General features: G+C 59.5%; 17 protein-coding genes. 5 read left to right on the top strand and 12 right to left on the bottom strand.

Annotation, left to right across the window (positions count from 1 at the left end; genetic code table 11):
- Positions 1–5 precede the first annotated feature (5 nt).
- The 3 genes from AC1RDQ_RS21885 to AC1RDQ_RS21895 are packed head-to-tail and all read right to left on the bottom strand — an operon-like array spanning position 6 to position 2,159.
- Positions 6–476 carry an arsenate reductase ArsC gene (locus AC1RDQ_RS21885; RefSeq protein ID WP_090454846.1) on the bottom strand — a complete coding sequence of 157 codons (471 nt, stop codon included), beginning with the start codon at positions 474–476 and terminating at the stop codon, positions 6–8.
- 28 nt (positions 477–504) lie between these two features.
- Positions 505–1,788: an arsenic transporter gene (locus AC1RDQ_RS21890; protein ID WP_090454847.1), complete on the bottom strand. Its 1,284-nt coding sequence runs from the start codon at positions 1,786–1,788 to the stop codon at positions 505–507.
- 23 nt (positions 1,789–1,811) lie between these two features.
- Entirely contained in the window at positions 1,812–2,159 is a 348-nt protein-coding gene (locus AC1RDQ_RS21895) for a metalloregulator ArsR/SmtB family transcription factor (RefSeq protein ID WP_090454848.1), read from the bottom strand.
- Between the two features lie 158 nt (positions 2,160–2,317).
- Here AC1RDQ_RS21895 and AC1RDQ_RS21900 point away from each other — a divergent pair, with 158 nt between their 5' ends.
- Entirely contained in the window at positions 2,318–2,821 is a 504-nt protein-coding gene (locus AC1RDQ_RS21900; RefSeq protein ID WP_090454849.1) for a GNAT family N-acetyltransferase, read from the top strand.
- A gap of 42 nt (positions 2,822–2,863) precedes the next feature.
- Here the strand turns inward: AC1RDQ_RS21900 and AC1RDQ_RS21905 are convergent, their stop codons facing one another.
- From AC1RDQ_RS21905 to AC1RDQ_RS21935, 7 genes are all read right to left on the bottom strand, one after another.
- Positions 2,864–3,697: a DUF2950 domain-containing protein gene (locus AC1RDQ_RS21905; RefSeq protein WP_057715348.1), complete on the bottom strand. Its 834-nt coding sequence runs from the start codon at positions 3,695–3,697 to the stop codon at positions 2,864–2,866.
- An 80-nt stretch (positions 3,698–3,777) separates the two neighbouring features.
- Positions 3,778–5,346 carry a DUF3300 domain-containing protein gene (locus AC1RDQ_RS21910; protein ID WP_492588099.1) on the bottom strand — a complete coding sequence of 523 codons (1,569 nt, stop codon included), beginning with the start codon at positions 5,344–5,346 and terminating at the stop codon, positions 3,778–3,780.
- 165 nt (positions 5,347–5,511) lie between these two features.
- Positions 5,512–6,789 (bottom strand): tyrosine/phenylalanine carboxypeptidase domain-containing protein, encoded by a 1,278-nt coding sequence (locus AC1RDQ_RS21915; protein ID WP_492588100.1) that lies wholly within the window; start codon positions 6,787–6,789, stop codon positions 5,512–5,514.
- Positions 6,790–6,876: 87 nt separating this feature from the next.
- The gene (locus AC1RDQ_RS21920) at positions 6,877–9,003 is read right to left on the bottom strand and encodes a TonB-dependent receptor family protein (protein ID WP_492588101.1); all 2,127 of its coding nucleotides are present in this window, start codon (positions 9,001–9,003) and stop codon (positions 6,877–6,879) included.
- A 106-nt stretch (positions 9,004–9,109) separates the two neighbouring features.
- Positions 9,110–9,850 (bottom strand): Mut7-C RNAse domain-containing protein, encoded by a 741-nt coding sequence (locus AC1RDQ_RS21925; RefSeq protein ID WP_057715344.1) that lies wholly within the window; start codon positions 9,848–9,850, stop codon positions 9,110–9,112.
- A 56-nt stretch (positions 9,851–9,906) separates the two neighbouring features.
- Entirely contained in the window at positions 9,907–11,040 is a 1,134-nt protein-coding gene (locus AC1RDQ_RS21930; RefSeq protein ID WP_090454854.1) for an ATP-binding response regulator, read from the bottom strand.
- Between the two features lie 117 nt (positions 11,041–11,157).
- Entirely contained in the window at positions 11,158–15,984 is a 4,827-nt protein-coding gene (locus AC1RDQ_RS21935) for a HAMP domain-containing protein (protein ID WP_492588102.1), read from the bottom strand.
- A 319-nt stretch (positions 15,985–16,303) separates the two neighbouring features.
- Here AC1RDQ_RS21935 and AC1RDQ_RS21940 point away from each other — a divergent pair, with 319 nt between their 5' ends.
- The gene (locus AC1RDQ_RS21940; protein WP_057715341.1) at positions 16,304–16,945 is read left to right on the top strand and encodes a response regulator; all 642 of its coding nucleotides are present in this window, start codon (positions 16,304–16,306) and stop codon (positions 16,943–16,945) included.
- 319 nt (positions 16,946–17,264) lie between these two features.
- Positions 17,265–17,564: a hypothetical protein gene (locus tag AC1RDQ_RS21945; RefSeq protein ID WP_150813722.1), complete on the top strand. Its 300-nt coding sequence runs from the start codon at positions 17,265–17,267 to the stop codon at positions 17,562–17,564.
- A 152-nt stretch (positions 17,565–17,716) separates the two neighbouring features.
- Here the strand turns inward: AC1RDQ_RS21945 and AC1RDQ_RS21950 are convergent, their stop codons facing one another.
- Together AC1RDQ_RS21950 and AC1RDQ_RS21955 are read right to left on the bottom strand one after the other, a co-directional pair.
- On the bottom strand, positions 17,717–18,370 hold the full coding sequence (locus AC1RDQ_RS21950; RefSeq protein WP_492588103.1) for a hypothetical protein: 654 nt from the start codon (positions 18,368–18,370) through the stop codon (positions 17,717–17,719).
- A gap of 276 nt (positions 18,371–18,646) precedes the next feature.
- Entirely contained in the window at positions 18,647–18,925 is a 279-nt protein-coding gene (locus tag AC1RDQ_RS21955; RefSeq protein ID WP_057715339.1) for a DUF2790 domain-containing protein, read from the bottom strand.
- A gap of 491 nt (positions 18,926–19,416) precedes the next feature.
- Between AC1RDQ_RS21955 and AC1RDQ_RS21960 the strand changes: the two genes are divergently transcribed.
- Positions 19,417–20,391, top strand: coding sequence for a quinone oxidoreductase family protein (locus tag AC1RDQ_RS21960; RefSeq protein ID WP_492588104.1), 975 nt, complete (start codon positions 19,417–19,419; stop codon positions 20,389–20,391).
- Positions 20,388–21,314, top strand: a complete 927-nt coding sequence (locus AC1RDQ_RS21965) for a LysR family transcriptional regulator (protein WP_090454858.1) — start codon at positions 20,388–20,390, stop codon at positions 21,312–21,314. Before AC1RDQ_RS21960 ends, AC1RDQ_RS21965 begins: the two co-directional genes overlap by 4 nt.
- Positions 21,315–21,992 lie beyond the last annotated feature (678 nt).

Here is a 21,992-nt window from a genome sequence, read left to right on the forward strand (position 1 = left end):
TCCGGTCATAGCGTGCCGATGCGGTCGAGTTCCCGCTTCAGCGCATCGCGGTCGAGTTGTGCAAAAGGCAGGTCGAGGAATGCCCGGCAGCGCGTTTCGATGCGCGCCAGGGTCGAGTGGAACGCCGCCGATACCGTCGCGTCATCTCCCTTTATGTCCGATGGGTCTTCCAGGCCCCAATGAGCTTTCAACGCCGGCCCGAAGTACACGGGGCACGCCTCACCAGCGGCCTTGTCGCAGACCGTGATGACGATGTCCGGCGGGTTGGCTTCGAAAGCCTCATTGCCTTTGCTGCTCAAGCCGTCGATGGCGATGCCGGCTTCTTGCAACGTGCTCAGGCTGCGGGGCAGCACCTGTCCCTTGGGGAAGCTGCCGGCACTGATCGCCTCGAAACCTTGCGGGGCGAGATGGTTGAACATGGCTTCGGACAGGATGCTGCGACAGCTATTGGCGGTACACATAAACAGAACGCGCATGGTGATTCCTCTTTGCAGTCGCACAGGGCTAAACGCTCAGGCGCAGGGCCAGGGCAGACAAGGTGATGAACAGAATCGGCAGCGTCAGGACCACGCCGACCTTGAAGTAGTAACCCCAGGTAATGCGGATGCCCTTGCGCTCCAGCACATGCAGCCAGAGCAAGGTGGCAAGACTGCCGATGGGGGTGATTTTGGGACCGAGGTCAGAACCGATGACATTGGCGTAGATCATGGCTTCACGCACCACACCGGTGGCGTCACTGGCCTGAATCGACAGGGCACCCACCAGCACCGTGGGCATGTTGTTCATGGCCGATGACAGCAACGCCGTGAGCAGGCCGGTGCCCAGCGCGGCGCCCCAGATGCCGAATTCGGCCATGTGGTTCAGCGCCATGGTCATGTAGGTGGTCAGTCCGGCGTTTTTCAGCCCGTACACCACCAGGTACATGCCCAGCGAAAAGATCACGACCTGCCAGGGCGCCTCGCGCAGCACCCGTCGCGTTGAAATCACATGCCCACGTGCAGCCACGGCGAACAGCATCGCGGCACAGAACGCTGCAATGGCACTGATGGGAATGCCCAAGGGTTCCAGTGCAAACAGCCCGATCAGCAACAGGGCCAGGACAATCCAGCCGACGCGGAAGGTCAGGGGATCACGCACGGCGCGTCGTGGGTCCATCACGTCATCGAGAGAGTAGTGCCTGGGGATGTCACGCCGGAAAAACCAGTACAGCACCACGAGCGTGGTCGCCACGGCAACGAAATTGACCGGCACCATGATGGCGGCGTACTCGCTGAAGCCCAGGTCGAAGTAGTCGGCCGAAACGATGTTGACGAGGTTGGACACCACCAGGGGCAGGCTCGCCGTGTCGGCAATGAAACCGGCTGCCATGACGAACGCCAGGGTAGACGCTGGCGAAAAACGCAGTGCGAGCAGTATTGAAACAACGATGGGGGTCAGGATCAGGGCTGCACCGTCGTTGGCAAACAGCGCGGATACGCCGGCCCCCAGCAGAATCGTGAAGACGAACAGGCGCCGCCCGTCACCCTTGGCCCAGCGCGCCACATGCAATGCCGCCCACTGGAAAAACCCGGCCTCATCGAGCAGCAGACTGATGATGATGAGCGAGATGAAGGTCGCGGTGGCGTTCCAGACAATGGCCCACACCAGTGGAATATCGTCCAGCGTCACGACGCCTGCCAGCAGGGCCAGGATGGCTCCCAGGGAGGCGCTCCAACCGACGCCCAGGCCCTTGGGTTGCCAGATGACCAACACCATGGTGAACAGGAAAATGATAAACGCAGTAAACATGCGGAGTCTCGATGAATGAAGGGTCAGCAGCAGGCGGAAGTGTTGAGCGGACGGTCGCCCATCGCGGCAAGGCGAGTGCTGTCGTCCGCAAGCCAGTCGGCGTTTGCCAGCAAGGTTGTCTCGAGAACGTCGCGAACCCACGCGGGCAGATCGGGATTGAGCCGGTAATACACCCACTGCCCCTGGCGACGGTCGAGAAGCAGGCCACAGCCGCGAAGCTGGGCAAGGTGGCGGGAAATTTTGGGCTGACTGTCGTCCAGGGCGCAGACCAGCTCACACACGCATAACTCGCCTTCACGAGTAATGAGCAAAGTGGCCCGGGCGCGGGTTTCGTCGGACAGACATTTGAATACGGCGGCAGGATTGAGCATTGGCGTGGCTCGATACATATGGTTATTCGAATATACGATTTTCCATATGTGTTGTGCAAGCCGCTCGGGCTCGCGAAGGGAAGGCTCGGCCCGACCAGGTTGTTCAGGTATGAGATAGACTCGAGCCCATTCGGCACAAGGCACAGGAGAGGCGGTGAATGGAATCATTTAGCGTACGCGAGCTGAAAATGACTGATGCTCAAGCGTTGCTGGCTTTCGAAATCCAGAACCGTGAATGGTTCGAATCCCATATCGATGCGCGCGCCCCTGCTTTTTACTCGTTGCAGGGTGTCGCCGATCATATCGAAAGCTATTTGTCCGATTTCGCCATCGGCGCCTGGCACCCCTTTGTCATCGAGGATTCCAGTCAGAGAATCGTCGGTCGAGCCAATCTGAAAAGCATCGACTTATCGACGGGTTCTGCCGAAGTCGGCTATCGGATCGATCAACGCGTGTGCGGGCAGGGGCTGGCAACACGGGCGCTGAGGCACCTGATCCAGGAGGCCCGGATACGCTGGGGACTTGCGCAACTGGTTGCGTATGCCTTCAGGGAGAACGCCGGCTCCAGAAAGGTCCTGGATCGGTGCGGATTCAAACTTGAGCAACCCTCCTGCAACGACAACACGGGGGGCGAAGATCGATTCGTCCTGTCGATCAGATAACTGCGTTCAACCATTCTGAAGGCTTGTAGCAGGTCATGCCTGCTACTCCTGATCTTCGGGCACCTCTTTCCAGCTGTCATCCGGATCAAAACGTTTCATCGCCAGCGCCAGTTTTTCACCTTCGGGCCCCAGGTCTTTTTCGAATACCTGTCCTTCATGACTGATCATGAAACTCATCACGCCGGTGTCGTTGTATTTTGCCGGCCAGGCGATCAGCGCAAAGCCGCGGCTCATCTTGTCACCGATGAGGTAGCTGTAGGCGCCACCCGGTGCCGAAGGACCCTGGCCATGAAGGATGCGGAAGCGATAGCCATGCCACTCTTCGTCGGCTATGGCTTTGCCGAACGAAGGCCCCAGCGGGCTGATCTGGCCGCTGTCGTCTTCGTCCCAATAGAGTCCATCGTGCATGCCGGGGGTGCTGAAGATTTTCTGCGCATACTCGAGTGCGCCATCATCGTCCCGATCCACTGACGCATAGTCCATCTGGGCGTCGTGATAGGCCAGCACCGATTGCACCGCGGCAAGTTCATTGCGGCCGATTTGACGTGCACGGATCTCTGCACTGCCGGCCTTCATGTCGAAGCGCCAACCGTTCTCGTTCTTTGTAAGGGGGATAGGCAGTGTCCAGTTCTCACTGCCGACCGCCAGGACAGCCTTGCGGTCACTGGTGTTTTCAAAGTGGTGTTGCTCGCGGTACTGCTGCAAGAACGCATCCACATCTTTGCGCTGCACGCCTTCGCGGGGGATGTAATTGTGCCAGTCATTGCCCAGCAGTTCGGTCAGGCGTGCCTGGTCGGCGTGTTCCGTGCCCAGTGCTTCGACAAAGGCTTCCGCGGCCTTTTCCGGGGTTGGAAAGGCCTGCTGTGCCGTCGCCATGCACGACCACAACAAGCCGGTGGCTATAACCAGGACATGAGGGAGCAAGCCCGTGAGTCCCTTCAATCGAGGATGGTTGTTCAACGACGGCCCCCCCTTTGACGCGATGGTGGATTGGACGGCCGGCTGACCTGGTGGCCGGCTGATCGCGAAGCACTGGGGCGTTGGGCGGAAACCTGGCTGGCCCGGCCACGATTGGCCTGGACGTTGGCCTGGGACGGTGAGCGTGCGCCGGCGAACGCATTGTTGCGGGCACTGCCGGCACTGGCGGCAGGCCGTTTACTCGTCGCTTGCCGCGTCTGCGCGGAGCCTTCTCTGCGCTGATTCAACTGGGCGCTCTGGTTCCTGGGTTGCTGGGTCTCTCTCCTGGGTTGCTGGTTCTCTCTCCTGGGCTGCTGATTCTCCCGGGTGTTCCTGGCCGTGCCCTGGCTTCTGTCCGCCGCCTTCGGTCTGTCTGCACCGGCCTGTAACCGGTCGCCGCCCGAGGCCCCGGACTGGAGTTTGCGTGTTTGATCACGGGCTTCGCGGTTGCTGGTGGCAGGTCGTTCGATACCGTGCCTGTCCATTGAGGTGCGGGCATTTTCACGGGCCTGGGCGCGTTGGGCATTGTCCCCGCGATAGGCTTCACGCTGGTTGGCACCGTTGAGTTGGCGGCCGTACTGTGCGCGGCTTGCGTTGTCTCGATAGGGCACGCCATTACGGTGCACCGGGTTGTGTTGCCATTTGTTGTTGGTGATCCGGTTGTTGGCATTGATGTTGTTGTAGCGATTGACGTCGATGTCGATGTCGTTATTGCCCCAGTCACATTCACCCCACAACGATCCAATGATCGCCACACCGGCACCAAACGCGAGTCCGGCCATCAGGGCCTGACCAGGGTAATAGGCCGGTGGCGGTGGATAGTACGCGGGCGGCGACGCCGGGTAGGGCCAGGTGCCGTAGGTGGTGGTCGGGTTATAGGTGGGGACGTACACCACCTGCGGATCGGCAGGCTGAATGATGATGGTGGAGTTGCTGGCGGGGGCCGATTCAGGGGCTGGAGCCGGTGCCGCAGTCGTGGTCGCCGGTGCCGGTGCCGCGACATTCTGGATTGTCACGTTCTGATATTGGTTGCTCTGCAGATTGCCGGCTGCCTGTGCCTGGCGCCGCAAGCGTTGCGCGCTTTCCATGACATCGTCGGGCTGCGCCAGGAAGGCATCACCCAGGCGCTGGACCCAGACGGGATCCTGTCCGAGCAATGCCAGCACCTGCGGGAAGGCGACCAGTGCCTGCACGCTTGGATCCCATGGCTGGTTCGCCACCTGTTTGACCGCATCGTCACCCTTGGCGTCCGGGTGCGCTTTGGACCAGTTGACCGCCTCGCCGACTTCCCCGGGGTAGGTGGTGGCCATCAGCACCTGAGCAAACAGTGGGTCCGGGTAAAGCGCAATGGGCGCCAGCATCTGATCCAGTTGTTCCTGGGTGAATACCGGATCCTTGGCCGCCGGGGCGACGGGTGCTGCATTGGCTGTGCTTGCCGGTGCGGGTGCTGCGGCGGGTGCCGGAACCGGGGCAGGTGCTGCAGCGATCCCCTCCGTACCCAGTGCCAGGCAGGACGATCCGCTCAAGAACAGTACGGCCGACAACGCGTAAAGTAATGGATTGTGCATTGCACCCCCCATGGGGTCAGGCAGGCTTGAAATGAGTGGATCAATCCCTGGCAGGTGAAGCCGACTTTGCAAGCCACAGAGCCTGACCTCGACACCGCTTCCTAATGGTAGCAGTTGATTTTAAAAAGCCAGGTTGACTTTCAAACGGTGTGATCCTGTTCCTGGTCAATGTGCACTGGCATCGCTTTCGTGTTCTTCGGCGAATGCCATGAACACATCCAGGTCCAGCACCTCCAGCTTGATCTGGGCGATGAACGCCGAGAAGGCCAGGTTGGCGGCCAGCAGGCGCAGGTCGCTGGCCCAGGCCGGAAGATAGACCGGCCCCTTGAGCCAGCCAGACTCGAACAGGGGCGCCAGGCGCATGGTGTCAGCCAGGCTGAGGCGCCCTGCAAACAGATGCCCGACCAGTTCCGGCCGGTTATCGCGGATAGCAATGCGCAGCAGGGTGTGGACGCCGAGCAACCCGGTCAGGTAGGCGGCGTCCTTGGTGAACGCCGAACCGCCCCGCAGGTCGGCGCCGCGGAACACCCGTTGGGTTGAGCGGAAGGATTCCTCTTCTGTCTGTCCGGCCGCCAGAAAACCTTCGAACACCTGGATGAAATCCGCACCCTCCAGTGCCTGCTGGACGGCGAGCACGCGCAAGGCCAGGCGCCGCAGGCGGTTGATGTCCATGCTGCCGGTGAACAGTTCGGCCAGGGTGGCAATGCCTTCCTGGGTCTGGGTGGTGCGGGGCGCCCCCAGGCCCAGGCTGGTGAGGTTGGGCTGGCGCGCGCCGTTCTGTGCCGTGGCGACATGCACGAACGCCTCGTGTTGCAACAGCTGATGCTTGTCCAGTTCCGAGAACAGCGCGCTGGCCCGCAGGCGAATGCGGCTCGATCCGGCGATGGCCTTGGCGGCCAGGTTCGGATCGAGCACGACCGTGATTTGTCCGACGCCGAAGAATCGGTCCAGTTCCGGTTGAATCCAGGCGGCGAACGCCTTGGCCGGGATCTCGGCCGGGCAGGGTGGAATCCGCGCACTGCCCAGCAGGGCGTCGGTGGTCTTGAGGAAGAACCGGGCCGCGTCAAGCATGCTCAGTTGCAGGCGTGTGTAATAGAAATCCGGGCGCCGGTACAGCGCGGATGAATACTGCGTAAAGGCGGGAGTACCAATGGCCCCCAGCATGTGTCCGGCCGTGGCATAGCTACGGGCGGTCATGGCCAGGTAATTGCCGGCCGGATGCCCCACATCGCAACGGCTGATAAAGGTTTCCAGGGTCGCGATGTCGGCGCTGTGGTCGCGGGGTTGCAACTGGACCTTGGGTAACTCGGCCCGCCCGCCGCGCCATTTCGTCAGGAAGTCTTCCTCGACGCCGTCCGGCCAGGACAGGGCATCCAGCACGCGGATCTTGCGGGTCAGGCCGGGCAGGGCGGCATCGAGTTCGGACAGGGCGGCGGCGCTCATGGATAGCTCCTTGAGGGACGAAGTGACGTTACAAAAGCTTAGTCGTCGCGCGCGGTTGTGTGCGTTTACGAAGTGAGGTAAACGGCCTCAGAGCAGGCTCCACGACACCCCGATGTACATTGCCATGCCCTCGCCGGGGGTGGATCGTGCCGCGTCCAGCCCTTTGTCGTCGTAGCCCGGCGTGACCGTGGCGGCATAGTGCTTGTCGGTCAGGTTGCGCAGGTCCAGCCAGGTCTGCCAGTCGCCCTTGGGCGCGTTGTAGCCCAAGGTCGCGCCGAATATGGCATAGGGATCGGCGTAGTAGCTGTTGGCGTAATCGACGGCCACCTTCGACACCCATTGCGTGTTGACCGCGGCGAAGAAGCCTTGTGGCCAGTCGTAGCGCAGTTCGCCCTGGTAATAGTGCATCGGCAGACCCGGCAGGCGGTTGTCGCCGAAGCGCTCATCGTCGCGGTAGTGGAAGTCACTGAAGGTATAGCTCTGGCGCAGGCTCAATTGGCCGCCATCGTCCGGCGACCAGAGGGGGGTCAGCAGGCTGGCTTCCACGCCCTGGTGCACGGTCGGGCTGGCGTTGAGCTCGTAGGGCGTGGTGGCGTTGGCGTCCGGCAGCACCGAAAGCAATTCGTGGCGCACCTGGGCGTAGTACCAGGCCAGGCTCCACTGCCCCAGCGTGCTGTCGCCACGGCCGCCGATTTCCAGGGTGGTGGCGGTCTGGTTTTGCAGCGTGACCGGTTCGCGCTGGGCGCCCGTGGCGACGCCACTGCCGGCGGGGAATCGGATGTTCGAGCTATAGATCAGCGACCACGGGTGTGGTGCCTCGACCGAGCGGCTGAGATTGCCGAACAGTTGCAGGTCCGGTGTCAGTTGGTAACGCAGGCCCACGCGCGGGGCGTAGTCCCAGTCGTGCAGGCTGGTCTTGCCACCTTCCTGCGGGTAGGTGACAGCGCTTTCACGGCGGGTGTAGATCGCGGCGAGGCCGGTGGTCAGCCACAGGTCGTCGGCGATCTGCAGGTCATTGCCGACATGCAGGACCGTGTCCGAGCCCTGGTAGGTGAAGTTGCGAATCAGCGTGCCCGGTGCGTAACCGGCGGTGTTGCCGGTGGGGATGCGCACGAACTCGCTGGCACCGGCGTTGGGCAGGTGTTTGGTCACTCGCAGGCCCAGGGTACTTTGGCTTTCCAGCCCCCAGAGCGTGTCGCGACGCTTGTAGTCGAACGTGCCGCTGACATCCGTGTACGCCACCTTCAGGCGGTTGGGGCCCTCGCTCAGGTCCATGGGATAGTCGTGGTAGACAAGGCCGGTCTGGATGCTCGAATCGTCATCGATGTACCAGGTGGTCTTGTTGCCGATAAAGGTGCTGCCCGGCTCGTCGCGGCGGTCGTCCCGCGCCACGTAGGCCGGGTTGGCCGCCCGTGGGTTGTGCTCGATGGAGTGTTTGGTCACCCGTCCCGCGAGATCGTTGTCGGTCTGGCGGTGGCGCAGGTAGAAGCGTGTTTCCAGGTTGGGGTTGAAGCGATAGCCGAAGTTGGCGATGACACCCTGGCTCTCGCTGGCCGTGTGGTCCTGGTAGCCGTCGGCGTTGGCGTCGGTCATGGCCACGTAGTAATCGAAGGCGCCGAGCACCTGTCCGGAGCTGACTTGGCGCTGCTGATAGCCGTGACTGCCCGTTGCGTAGCGTACCTGCAACTTCGGCGCGTTGTAGCCGGTATGGCTGACGTAATCGATGGCCCCGCCAAGAGCCAGGGCGCCCCGGTCGAATCCGTTGGCGCCGCGCAGCACTTGCACATGGTCGAGCCACAGCGGTTCCAGCAATTCATAGGGCGTGCCGCCGGGGCCGGTCAGCGGCAGACCGTCGAGCATGGTGTACAGCCCGGAGGCGTGGGCGCCCGGTGCACGGTTGATCCCCGATCCGCGGATCGAAATCTTCACCCCTTCGTTGCCCGCCGACTGGACATAGATCCCCGGCTGGTAAGCCAGCACATCCTGATTGCTGGCCACGCGGCCCTGCAACGGACGGCGCATGTCGACCACGTTGGTGCCGCCGGGCACCTGGGCCAGCCGGGCCCTGGCGTCCTCGATCCCCTGGTCTTCGTCGCTCTGGTCCTCAGCGCCAATCAGCACTTGTCCCAGCTCCAGGCCCTGAGCCTCGGTCATGGCCGGATAAACAAGGGCCAGGCCCAGCAGCGCAGCGGGCAAGGAATGAGGCGAGGGCATTGGGAAAACTCCAGACGTACGGGAACGGGCAATGAACAGTGCGACGCAAGAAGGAACGAAGGGAGCACATGGCAATTTTGTTATTTTGCCCGCCAAGGACTGGCGGCTATCGATTCAGCAGCGGTGCCAGCAATGCGCACATACCGCGCCAGTGCGAACCTTCCCAGTAAACCCGTTGGCAGGCGTCGCAGCGCAGGAAGTGCGAATAGAGGACGCCAATGCGTGGCGGCACCTGCGTCCGGGCCAGTTCCAGGCTGATCTCGTGCAGCGGCAGGTTGCAATGCAGGCACAGGCTGAATGGCCGCGCACTACGCGCCAGGTCGAGGCGCTCGTACAATTCGCGCAGCTGCAGCGACGGTTTCAGGGCATGCACATAACAGCCGTGGCTGATGATTCGCCGCTTGAGCAGTTCTCGGTCGCGGGTCAGCACGATGCGTCCTTGCTGCGCAGCGATCTCGGCGATCTCGCTATCCTCGAAGCCATTGTCGTAGAGGGTGTCGAAGCCGCTCATGCGCAGCAGGCTGGCCAGCCCGCCAAGGTGCGCATCCGCGACGAAACGCAGCACCCGTAAAGGTTGCGCACGAACCTTGAGCAGCGGGCTGATGTCCAGCGCTTCGAACTTGGGATACACCGCCAGCCGGTCATTGTCGAGGATCACCCGCTCCAGGCCCACCGACTCACCGTTGAGCAGCACCAGTTCGACCTCGGTGTGCGGTATCCCGAGCGCCTCGATCATGTGCTTGACCGTCGCCCCTTGCGCGCACTCACAGGTGAAGGGTTGCCGCCGCCGTTCGGCCGGCAGGAAATCGTTGAGCTCCTCGTAGAAGCGGAAAGTTGCACTGGTCATGTTGAACAGTATGGCAGGGCTGCAGTGTGGTTGTTCTGGTGTTGATGCCAGCCGGGTCAGTCGAGGGGCAGCGATATCGTTAATCTCGTTCCTTTGTCCGGTGCGCTGTCGATCGTGAACTCCCCGCCCAGCATGCTGATGCGTTCCTTCATCCCCACCAACCCGAACGAGTTCAGTTTTTTGCGATCCGTCATGCCTACGCCGTTGTCTTTGATCTGCAGGTAAAGCCGGCGACCCTCCCTGGAGAGTTCGATATGCACCTGTGTCGCTTGCGCGTGCCGGGCAATGTTCGACAGCGATTCCTGCACGATGCGGAACAGAGTGGTGGCGGATTTTTCATTCAGATCGCAACGGAAGTTTTCATCTTTCGCCGACATCGTGCAATCGATCGCGCTGCGCTGACGGAACTCTTCAAGTTGCCACTCGATCGCTGCCTGCAATCCCAGATCGAGTACGGGTGGCCGAAGATCATTGATGATACTGCGGACACTGCGGATGGCTGTATCGAGGTGATTCAGGGCATCGCTGGCCTTTTCGTTGAGCTTGGGGTGCATGGTACTGGTGCGCGTCTGCAACATGGAGACATCGATTCGCAACGCCAGCAGACTCTGCCCCAGCTCGTCATGGATGTCCCGTGCGATCCGCTTTCGCTCTTCTTCCTTGATGTGCTCCTGATAGGAGGCCAGTTCACGCAGCTGCAGCTTCGATTGCAGCAATTCTTCGGCCTGCATTGTCAGTTTGCGCTGCAAGTAGAACAGGTCGACAAACACCTGGATCTTGGCGCGAAGAACCTCGGCCACAATCGGCGAGAAGATGTAATCGACTGCGCCGGCCGTATAACCGCGGAAACGCTCGGAATCGGTGTCGGCCTCCGCCGTGACGAAGATAATGGGCGTGTGGGCCGACTTCGGGCGGCCGTGAATGAGTGCAGCGGTTTCAAAACCGTCCATCACTGGCATTTTCACGTCGAGCAGAATGACGGCGAAGTCGCGCTGCAATAGCAGGCGCAGCGCCTCGCGTCCGGAAGTCGCCGTGGCAATATCGAGGCCCATGTCGGCAATCACCGCAGCGAGCGCCGTGAGCTTGGCGGGATTGTCATCCACCAGCAACACGGATGCTGGCACGCCATCAGGCGGCAGCGGGTGCCGCACCTGGGTTCTCTCATTGAATACCGGGGGTTCCTGCTGCATATTTATGCCACTTCGGTTTGCGCTAGCGCCTCTTGCCGTTACGGCAACACCGGTAAAGTCGAGCCGGCCTTGCGCACTTTGCCACCTTTGCTGTCGCGCAATGAGCGCGGCACAGAATCATCGATAGAGCCATTTGCGCATCAGTGACAGTAGCTGGTCGGTATCCACCGGCTTGCTGACATAGTCCGAGGCGCCTGCCTCGATGCACTTTTCACGGTCACCCATCATCGCCTTGGCCGTCAGCGCAATCATGGGCAGGGCTTCAAATCTTTTGAATGTACGGATCTGGCGCATGGTTTCAAAGCCATCCATCTCGGGCATCATGATGTCCATCAGCACGATGTCGGTATCGGGCTGCTGCTGCAGCAGTTCTATGGCGGTCCGGCCGTTTTCGGCTGTGGCCACCAGCATTTTGTTGCTCTCAAGCACGCTGGTCAGGGCAAAAATATTGCGCACGTCATCGTCGACCACCAGGGCCTTTTTACCCTCGAGACTGTCCGAACCCTCATAGAGTTTTTCCAGCATTCTGCGCTGGGTCTGCGACAGCCTGGCGACGACACGGTGTAGAAACAGAGCGGTTTCGTCGAGTATGCGCTCGGGGGACTGAACGGCCTTGATGACGCTCTTGCCGAGCAGTGTCCTGAAACGCTCGTGTTCCGGTTTGGTCAGCGTCTCTGCACCATAGACGACGATCGGCAATTCACGCATGGCGTGGTCTTCCTGCAACGCCTCGAGAAACCTGATGCCGGATGCGTCGGGCAGTTTGAGATTGATTGCCATGCAGTCATAGCGTTTCTTTGCCAGTTTCTTCATGGCTTCAGCGCCGCTGTCGGTCGCTGTGATCTTCACGTCGGTGTTACCGAGCAGATCGAGGATGCGGGCGCGGTTCCCTTCGTCGCCGTCGATGAGCAGCAGGTCCCGGGTCTTGCGCCGAGCGAATGCCACGATGGCGGCCAGCGCATTTTGAATCTCGTCGGCTGTGACCGGCTTGAGCAGATAGTCGAAAGCGCCATAGCGCAGCCCGCGGGTGTGGTCGTCAGCGATCGAGATGATCTGGACCGGGATGTGACGCGTGGCGAAATTGCGCTTCAACTGCTCGAGCAGCGACCAGCCATCGATGTCCGTCAGGCCCGGGTCCAGCGTGATCGCGGCGGGTTTGAAGCGCTCGACAAGCTCCAGTGCATCCGCGCCACGGGTCGTGACGATAGCCCTGAACCCCTTCTGGTGCGCGGCCTCGAGCAGAATGCTGGCGAATCGGGCGTCGCCCTCGAGCATCAGCAGCACTTGATCCCCGGGTTGGACAGACTCGCGGTCGTCCAGTACCTGTGCGGTCGGGTTTGACATGAGGTCGCGCTTGACCTGGCCAGGTACTGCCTCTGTCGCTGATTCGTCTAGCGTCTGACCCTGGGCATCCTGTGTACGCAAGGGCACGTACAGCGCGAAAGTACTGCCCTTGCCGATCTCACCGGGGATCAGTCGCAGCTCACCGCCCAGCCGGTGTGCGAGCTCGCGGCTGATCGACAGGCCGAGGCCGGTGCCGCCGTATTTTCGTGAGGTTCCGGTATCGCCCTGCTGGAACGCTTCGAAGATCAGCTTCTGCTTGCCGGCAGAGACGCCAATGCCGGTGTCGGTGACCACGAAGGCGACCACCGCATCGGCACGATTCAATTCGCTGTTATCCACGCTCCACCCGGACACAGCGGGCGCAATGCTGATCTTGACGCTGCCTTGCTCAGTGAACTTGAAGGCGTTGGACAGCAGGTTCTTGACCACCTGCAGCAGGCGCTTTTCGTCGGTCCGGATGACGGGGGGCAGGGTAGTCGCCAGTTCAATCGTGAAGGAGAGGCCCCGGCTTTCGGCGACCGGCCGGAAGGTGCGTTCGATCTGGTCGTGCAGATCGGCGAACAGCGCTTCATTCAGATCCAGTGTGACCGTACCCGACTCGATCTTGGACAGATAGAGAATCTCGTCGATCAGCTCCAGCAGATCCTTGCCCGCGCTACGGATGGTCTTGGCATATTCGACCTGCCTGGGAGTGAGATTGTGTTCCGCGTTGTCGCTGAGCTGGCGGGCCAGGATCAGCAAGCTGTTCAATGGCGTTCTGAGCTCATGGGACATACTGGAGAGGAATTCGGACTTGTACTTCGAGGTCAGCGTCAGTTGCTCCGCCTTCTCCTCCAGCGATAGCTTGGTGATTTCGACTTCGCGGTTCTTGCGCTCGACTTCGGCTTTCTGTTCCGCCAGCAGTCCAGCCTTGTCCCCCAGTTCCTCGTTGGTCTGTCTCAATTCTTCTTGTTGCTTTTGCAGCTCCTGCGCCAGCGATTGCGACTGCTTGAGCAGTTCTTCGGTACGCATATTGGCTTCGATCGTGTTGAGCACGATACCAATCGATTCAGCAAGCTGATCAAGGAAGGTTTGATGAATGATGCTGTAGCGCGTGAACGAAGCCATTTCGACGACGGCCTTGACCTTGTTCTCGAACAGGATCGGCAACACGATGATGTTCAGCGGGGCGGCGGCACCCAGTCCGGATGAAATCGCGACGTAATCTGCGGGTACATCGGTCAGCAGGATGCGCCGCTTCTCATAAGCGCATTGCCCGACCAGGCCCTCGCCGAGCCGCCACTCATCGTTCACATTGATGTTTCCCTTGTACGCATAAGCGGACAGTAGCTTGAGTTTCGCAGGATCGGGCGGGCTCTCGTTCATCATGTAGAACACACCGTGCTGGGCGTTGATCAGCGGAGCCAGTTCAGACAGCACCATCTTTGAGACTGCCGCCAGATCGCGCTGGCCCTGCAGCAGACGGTTGAATTTCGCCAGATTGCTCTTGAGCCAATCCTGCTCCGCGTTTTGCCGCGTGGTTTCCCGCAGGTTGCGGATCATCTCGTTGACGTTGTCCTTCAGCTCCGCCACTTCACCCTTTGCTTCCACCTCCACGTAACGCGTCAGATCGCCCTTGGTCACGGCAGTCGCCACATCGGCGATTGCGCGCACCTGATTGGTCAGGTTGGCCGCCAGACCGTTCACGTTGTCGGTCAGGTCGCGCCAGGTGCCGGCAGCACCCGGCACGTTGGCTTGGCCCCCCAGCTTGCCCTCGACGCCCACTTCACGCGCCACCGAGGTCACCTGATCGGAGAACAGCGCCAGCGTATCGGTCATACCGTTGATGGTGTCGGCCAGTTCGGCGATCTCACCCTTGGCTTCCAGTGTCAGTTTCTTCTTCATGTCGCCGTTGGCTACAGCGGTCACCACTTTCGCGATGCCTCGCACCTGGCTGGTCAGGTTGGCGGCCATGAAGTTCACGTTTTCGGTCAAATCCCTCCAGGTGCCGGACACGCCTTGCACCTGTGCCTGTCCCCCGAGCTTTCCTTCGGTGCCGACTTCGCGCGCCACCCGCGTCACTTCGGCGGCAAAGCTATTGAGCTGGTCCACCATTGTGTTGATGGTGTTCTTCAGCTCCATGATTTCGCCCTTGGCTTCCACGGTAATCTTGCGCCCCAGGTCGCCTTTGGCCACCGCCGTCGTCACGTCGGCGATGTTGCGCACCTGATTGGTCAGGTTGGCCGCCATACTGTTGACCGAGTCGGTCAAATCTTTCCAGGTTCCACCGACGCCTGTCACCTTGGCCTGGCCACCGAGCTTGCCGTCGGTCCCCACTTCGCGAGCCATGCGCGTCACTTCGTCGGCAAAGGTCGAGAGCTGGTCCACCATCGTGTTGATGGTTTCCTTGAGTTGGAGAATTTCTCCTTTCGCTTCGGCTGTGATCTTGCGTGACAGGTCGCCGTTGGCCACCGCCGTCGTCACGTCGGCAATGTTGCGCACCTGGGTGGTCAGGTTGGCCGCCATGCCGTTGACCGAATTGGTCAAGTCCTTCCAGGTACCGGACACGCCGGTCACTTCGGCCTGTCCGCCCAGTTTGCCTTCGGTACCGACTTCCAGTGCGACGCGTGTCACCTCCGCGGCGAAGCTGGAGAGCTGGTCGACCATCGTGTTGATGGTGTTTTTCAGTTCGAGAATCTCGCCCTTGGCTTCAACCGTAATTTTCTTGCCGAGGTCGCCGCGCGCCACCGCCGTCGTCACCTGTGCGAGGTTGCGCACCTGGGTGGTCAGGTTGGCCGCCATGCCGTTGACCGATTCGGTCAGGTCGCGCCAGGTGCCTGATACGTCGCGCACTTCCGCCTGACCGCCCAACTTGCCTTCGGTACCGACTTCCAGCGCCACGCGGGTCACCTCCGCAGCGAAACTCGAGAGCTGGCCGACCATCGTATTGATGGTGTTCTTCAGCTCGAGAATCTCACCCTTGGCTTCGACGGTAATCGTCTTGCCCAGATCGCCTTTGGCCACCGCAGTCGTCACGTAAGCGATGTTGCGCATCTGGGTGGTCAGATTGGCGGCCATGTCGTTGACGGAGTCGGTCAGGTCTTTCCAGGTGCCGGACACCCCTTTGACATTGGCCTGCCCACCGAGAATCCCTTCAGTGCCGACTTCGCGCGCCACGCGGGTCACCTCGGAAGCGAAGGAGCCCAGTCGCGTCACCATGGTGTTCACGATCTCGGCGGATTTGAGGAACTGACCCCGCAGTCTCAGGCCGTTGAGTACCGGCGGTACCTGCTGGTTCAAATTACCCTCGGCAACCGAACCGACAACGCGAATGATCTCGTTCATCGGGCTGATGAGGTCGCTGGTGAGCGCATTGCTCGAGTTGACGATCTTTTGCCATGAGCCTTTCATCATCGGCAATTCGATACGCTCATCGACCTTGCCCTGCTTGCCGATCAGACGCGCCACGCGTTCGAATTCGGTGGTGGTGTCGGCTGCCATGTCGATGATCTCGTTGAGCGTGTCGGCGATCTTGCCCGGCATGCCGGTCCAGTCTTGCGGCATACGCGTAGTGAAGTCACCTTTGCGCAACGACTTCAGCGCTGCCAGCAACGTCTTCATGTCGAAAACTTCGATCGGTGTCGTCACTGTGGCGATGCCTCTGTCCAGTCAAAATAGATGCCACGGGCAAGGCATTACCCATGGGCGTGCAGACAATCCTAAGAGCTTAGGCGCCGCTAACGCCTGAGGCAAAAGTGCAAGTGTGCTCTGTGCCTGCTAACGTCAAACTCTGCAGTAGATTCCATGGCTTGCTGGCCACTGGCCGCAGGGCTGGTGTGGGAATGCATGAGCGCACGCCACTGTGTCGGCGGGTTCAACATCATCCGTACGTCGAGACACGATACGGCCGGGGCCTTGCGGGTGCGAATGGAAAATACAGATGATTGACCACAAAATCAGAGTCTTGCTGGTGGATGATCACAGCATCGTGCGTAGCGGCGTGCGACGCATGCTGGAGACTGCCGGCGAGATCGACGTAACGGGTGAAGCCGAGACGGCACAAGACGCAATGCTCCTGGTCCGGGAGCAGGATTTCGACGTGGCGCTGGTGGATATTCAGCTTCCCGACAAGACCGGCCTCCAACTCCTCAAACTCATGCGTGCGCACAAGCCCAAGCTCGCCGTTCTGATGCTGAGCATGCATTCGGTCGAGGCCTATGCATTACGCGCAATCAAGCTCGGTGCTGCGGGCTACCTCACCAAAGATATTTCCGCAGCCACCCTGGTTACGGCAGTTCGCAAGGTGGCCTCAGGTGGCAAGCACGTCAGTCCTGAGCTGGCGGAAAAACTGGTCAACGCTATCGGCAAAGGCGACGCGGCGCCCCACGAAGCGCTATCCGACCGGGAGCTTGAAGTACTCAAGCTCCTCGCTGCAGGCGAGAGAATTGTCCGCATCGCTCAGATATTGCACTTGAGCCCGAGTACCGTCACGACGTACCGGGCACGCATCCTGGAAAAAACAGGGATGGACAGCAACGCGAAACTGGCCCGCTATGCACTCGAAAACGGCCTGTTGACTTAGATCGCCCTGCCATCCGACGCAACCGCGCACCAGACTGTTTGTAGTGGAATCACTACAAGCTCTTGGTCGATAGCTCTACAAAGAAGTCCTGCTAACGTCGATAGCGCGAGCCGTTCCAATCAAGCATATTTACCTCTCGGCAAATTTTCGTCCGCTCAATGGAGTTGTCTTCGTCAAAGTCTTGTACCGCCATGGCCTTCAGGATATGCATGAGAGCAAGTTTCACGAGTCAGAAAAGACTCCGGAATTGATACTCGCAAGTTGAGCGCGGAGTGCACGCTGCATTCATGTTGAATCAATGTTCAAACTGGAGGGCATCATGATGATAGGTTATTGGTTATGCGCATTGCTGTGGGGAGTGGTGCTGCTGGAGGAGATCCAACTCATACCCCGACAGGAATGGAAAGACGAGGGTCTGAAAAAGGTTCTGTTGCTGCGCCGGACTAGAAACCGGACAGGCTACTTTATTGCGTTGATCGCGGGCGCCATGTGTCTTTATAGCGAAATCCTGGTGGCGCCGGTCGATCAGAGTGTTTTCAATCCGGAGCTGATACTTGCCCTATGTGGTGTTCTTTGGGGTGCATATCTGTCCGTAGTCTGCATGAAGGGGAAGCGATAGATACCTGCCTCCATGACTACTGCGGGTAATTGAGATTTCACTATCGTCGCCCGGCGGGGAGACTTTGCCGGTCAGGCGCTCAACTCAAATTTTGCGAACGGCTAACAACGGATTTTATTGGCTAAAGCTGAACTTCCTTGTTCAACCTGACTTCACCATCCAGCCAGGGCGGCGTTTCCCAGGGGCCTGGTGTCTTGCTCCAAACGCGCTTCGGTGTCTCTGTCTTTTGCCCAGGCGGTGAGCAGTACCATCGCCCCGAAACCACCGATGATGAGTACCGGATAGGCTGCCAGCAACTCCACCAGCGAGTACTTCCAGGCCAGCGGACGACCAATACCCAGCATGGCGGCATAGAACCATGACACGCCAGAGAGGGCGCCGGAAAACAGCGCCAGCATGCGCAGGCTGAAGGAGAGCTTGAGTAACGAACCGGCTTTTTTCAGTGCCGGCAATACCGCGCTATGCAACAGGATGCCGTTAAAGGTCAACAGCACTACTATGCCGATTTTGGCTTGCAGTTTTGGATTGAGGAAATATTCCATCCCCTTGCCGGCATAATCGATCCCGACAATACCAATGCCCGTAACCCAGAGCGCTACAAGTGCAAGCACTACGGTTTTCTGAAGGCTTTCCATGTGCGCGTCATCGTGGTGGCCTGACGCATCTCCCTTCAGGAGTTGCTTGACCATTGCAATGTCACTGGTCAAGACCAGCCCGATTGCCACACAGCAGGCGATAAGATGAAAATATACAACGCCCAAACGCACATATTCCACGGTGGACGAAGAAAACATACTAAGTTCCATGGTGACCTCTTGGCTTCAATAGTGAATCAACTTGGCTCTCGGCACGGCTTGATTGGGATTTACCGTTGCTGACTGCCATTTAGATCCAGCAATTGTTATCAGTTAATCTTGCGACATTACGCCAGCAAGATAATAGTGAGTTTCTCGAATGAACTTTTAGTCATTCGATCATGTCCATTTTCAGGTAACCAAAAACCTCAATCGCACTGAGTGCATGGGAGGTTTAACTTCCGCTTCTGGGGGGCGGTGAGGCCCGGAACCCGATCGACGAGCGAATCAGGCAATGCTGGTAGGGTCGGCGGGGCTTCCACCCCATTCGAGGAAACGGATCTTGTGAACCTCGCCCTCGCTGTCTTCGTAGACCAGGGTCACCGGTACCACGCCGGTCTTGTCGGATGTATCAGTGCGCTGCAGTACCCGTTTCACATCGATGTCCATCCCGTAGTGGTATTCGACGGCTGAAACATGCGCGCCGGGTTCTTGCAGGCTGCTCTGGTCAAAGACACTGGGTGCGAGACTGGAAATCACGGCACTGACAATCGTGGCCATGCTCATAAGGCTGTACCTCCACTGAAGTTCGCTTGACAAGGACTTAATGTGACACGTGGTGAAAGTGAAGTTCACTTGACCGCGACGAACGCGCCTGCCTGAAAAGCCTGTAGTGGCTGCAAACTCCCGGCAATTCCCCACGCTTGACGCCTCTCGACCGTTCGTCCTTTAACCCCCGTATTTGCTGGAAAAAGTCCGTTTTTCAAGGAGGTCATGACATGTCATGACCGATTGTCACGCGTCGGGTATTGGCCGATTTCTGCCTGTCACCGAGGGCTATATCCGACCCATGGAGGACTCTCGGAGGCAATCTTTGGCATCTCCAAAATCACAATGAAACCAACATGCTCCACGTAGTAAAGCGTGCTATCCGTGATTATATTGCTGCAACAGGTGCATTAATGTCCTGCAATCAACCCGTCTTGTTCATCAGTAGGTCAGTTATCACACTGAGGTCACTCATTTGATAACGGCTTCTGACTGAAGGAGAGATGACCATGGTATCTGCGATCCGGTTTAACCAATTCGGCAACCCTGAAGTACTGAACCTGGAGACACTGAGCGAACAAGCGCCCGGCCAGGGTGAGGTATGGCTTGAGCAAGAGGCTGTAGGTGTCAACTTTCTCGACGTGACCCAACGAAAAGGGGCGGTGCCGATTGCTTTGCCATCTGGAATTGGGCTGGAAGGCGCGGGGCGTGTCGCCGCTGTGGGTGTGGGTGTCAGCAACGTGCGAGCAGGGGATCGCGTCGCCTATGCCACCGGCCCCTTGGGTTCCTATGCTTCGGCCCGGCTTTATCCGGCAGAGCGGCTGGTCAGAATTCCGGATTCGCTGTCATTTGACGATGCAGCAGCCGTCATGTTCAAGGGCATCACTGCGCAGTACCTGTTGAAAGCCACCTATCCTGTGGAGCCCGGTACAACCATTCTCCTCTACGGTGTGGCCGGAGGGCTGGGGGAAATCATGGTGCCGTGGGCCAGACACTTGGGTGCCATCGTGATCGGTGTGGTTTCAAAGCAGGCCAGTGTCGAGAAAGCTCTGGCGTCGGGATGCGATGAAGTCCTGGTGTTCGATGCAGACAGCCTGGCTTCCCGGGTCGCTCGTATCACCAAGGGTAAAATGGTCGACGTCGTCTATGACCCGATTGGGCGTGTTTCTTTCCAGGCATCCCTGGATAGCTTGCGACCACGAGGCCTGATGGTATCGTTCGGAGCCTCATCAGGTGCGCCGTCAGCCGTGGAACTGTCGACACTCAATACCAAAGGCTCGCTGTTCCTGACACGTCCTTCGTTGGCAGCCCATACGGCGAGTGTCTCTGAGTACCAGGAACGAGCGCAGGATGTGTTGGCCGCCATAGGTGCAGGTATTATCAAACCTTCGGTCCGGGCAAGTTACTCTCTGGCGGACGCAGCATTGGCGCATGCGGACCTGGAGTCGGGGCGTTCATCGGGGGCGATCATTCTAAAACCATGAATCTTGATGTTCTGAACAATCAGCACAGCGACGAAATCGCTGCGTTTCTGGCCGTGGCCTCGCAAGGCTCGTTTGTCGGGGCAGGCCGGCTATTGCAGCGACACCCAACCGTCGTTTCGAAACGACTCGCCGCAATGGAAAAGCGCCTTGGCGTTCGGCTTGTGGAGCGCTCCACCCGCCAGGTTCGAATTACTGAAACAGGTGCCAGGCTGGAGCAACGGCTTCGCTCAGCCATCGAATTGATGAATGAAGCGCAGCAGCAAGCGTCCGAGGGCGCCAGCGAAATCCGCGGTACTTTGCGCCTTGCATTGCCGGCAGCCATGGGCAGACGTTGGCTTGGCCCGATGCTGCCGGAGTTTCTCAAGGCTCATCCGCATGTCTCGATCATCGCTGACTATAGCGAGCGTCTGGTCGACATCATCGATGAAGGTTTTGACGCGGCGATCCGAATCGGAGAGTTGGACGACAGCCGGCTGATAGCCAAAAAACTGAGTGACCATCGCCGGATACTGTGTGCCTCGCCTGCTTACATCACAAAGCACGGCATGCCCGAAACGCCACAGGACCTGATCAGGCACAATTGCCTTCGCTTCAGTGGCCTTGCGTCTTTTCCTCAGTGGAGACTCCATCGCGGCAATGAACTGCAGACGGTTTCTCCCAAAGGAAACCTGACGGCCAATGACAGCGAATCATTACTTGCGGCGGCCTGCGCCGATGCGGGAATACTGGGGGCAGGTGACTGGTTGATGAGTCGTGATATTGCTGCCGGGGGACTGTTGCAGGTCCTTCCTGACTGGCAATTGGATACCGCCGGTGGGGTCTACCTGGTCAGGCCATCAGCCAAGTTTCCGGGTGCCGTGGTCGTCGCGTTCAAACAATGGATCGAGTCAAAGTTTACCCCCGCGCCCCCATGGACCATCTGACCGGCTGACCTTCGATTCCCCTGACCGACACATGGCTGCCGGTCATGTGTGTTCATAAAATCAGCATTGCATCAGAGCCAATACAGGATAGTAACGGACCACAACCAGCCGATGCAGAGGGTGATGGCAAGGTAGATCGCCACAATCATCAGAGGCTGATTCCACATGACACACCTCCCATAACCGCTTTCTTTACATGGGTGCCTGGTAAAACGGGCGCTCGTCGCATGAGCAATAACTCGTCAGAACACTCCAAGGGTCAATTCCATCGCCAGTACAGCGGACAACGCCAGCGTCATCACCAACGCGATAAACATCAGGCCCAACTCGGCCAGCTGCTTATAAAGGGCCATCGGCCGTTTCGTGATTCGAGCAATTGATCTATCAGTGGAAGCCATCACTCATCCTCACTTTTGCGTGGAACACGCACCACAGGCTTGACTTGGGCAGTAAGGCGATGGAACCGCATGGTGTCGCGCGTTTCATTTCCTACCCCTCGCGTCATGCCGAATCCGGCGAGCCCCGCCGTCTCCATGATGTCCGGGACGACAGCTGTTGCGGGTACCAGGGGTGGTGCAACTAATGAGCCATTTCAATAGGGCGAAGAAAAAACTCAAATTAATTAACAAGCTGTTTGCGAGGGGTTTCAAGCGAGAGAAAGGGGGGAGGGGGGAATAT

The sequence above is a fragment of the Pseudomonas sp. GW823-FHT02E01 genome, assembly GCF_058797535.1.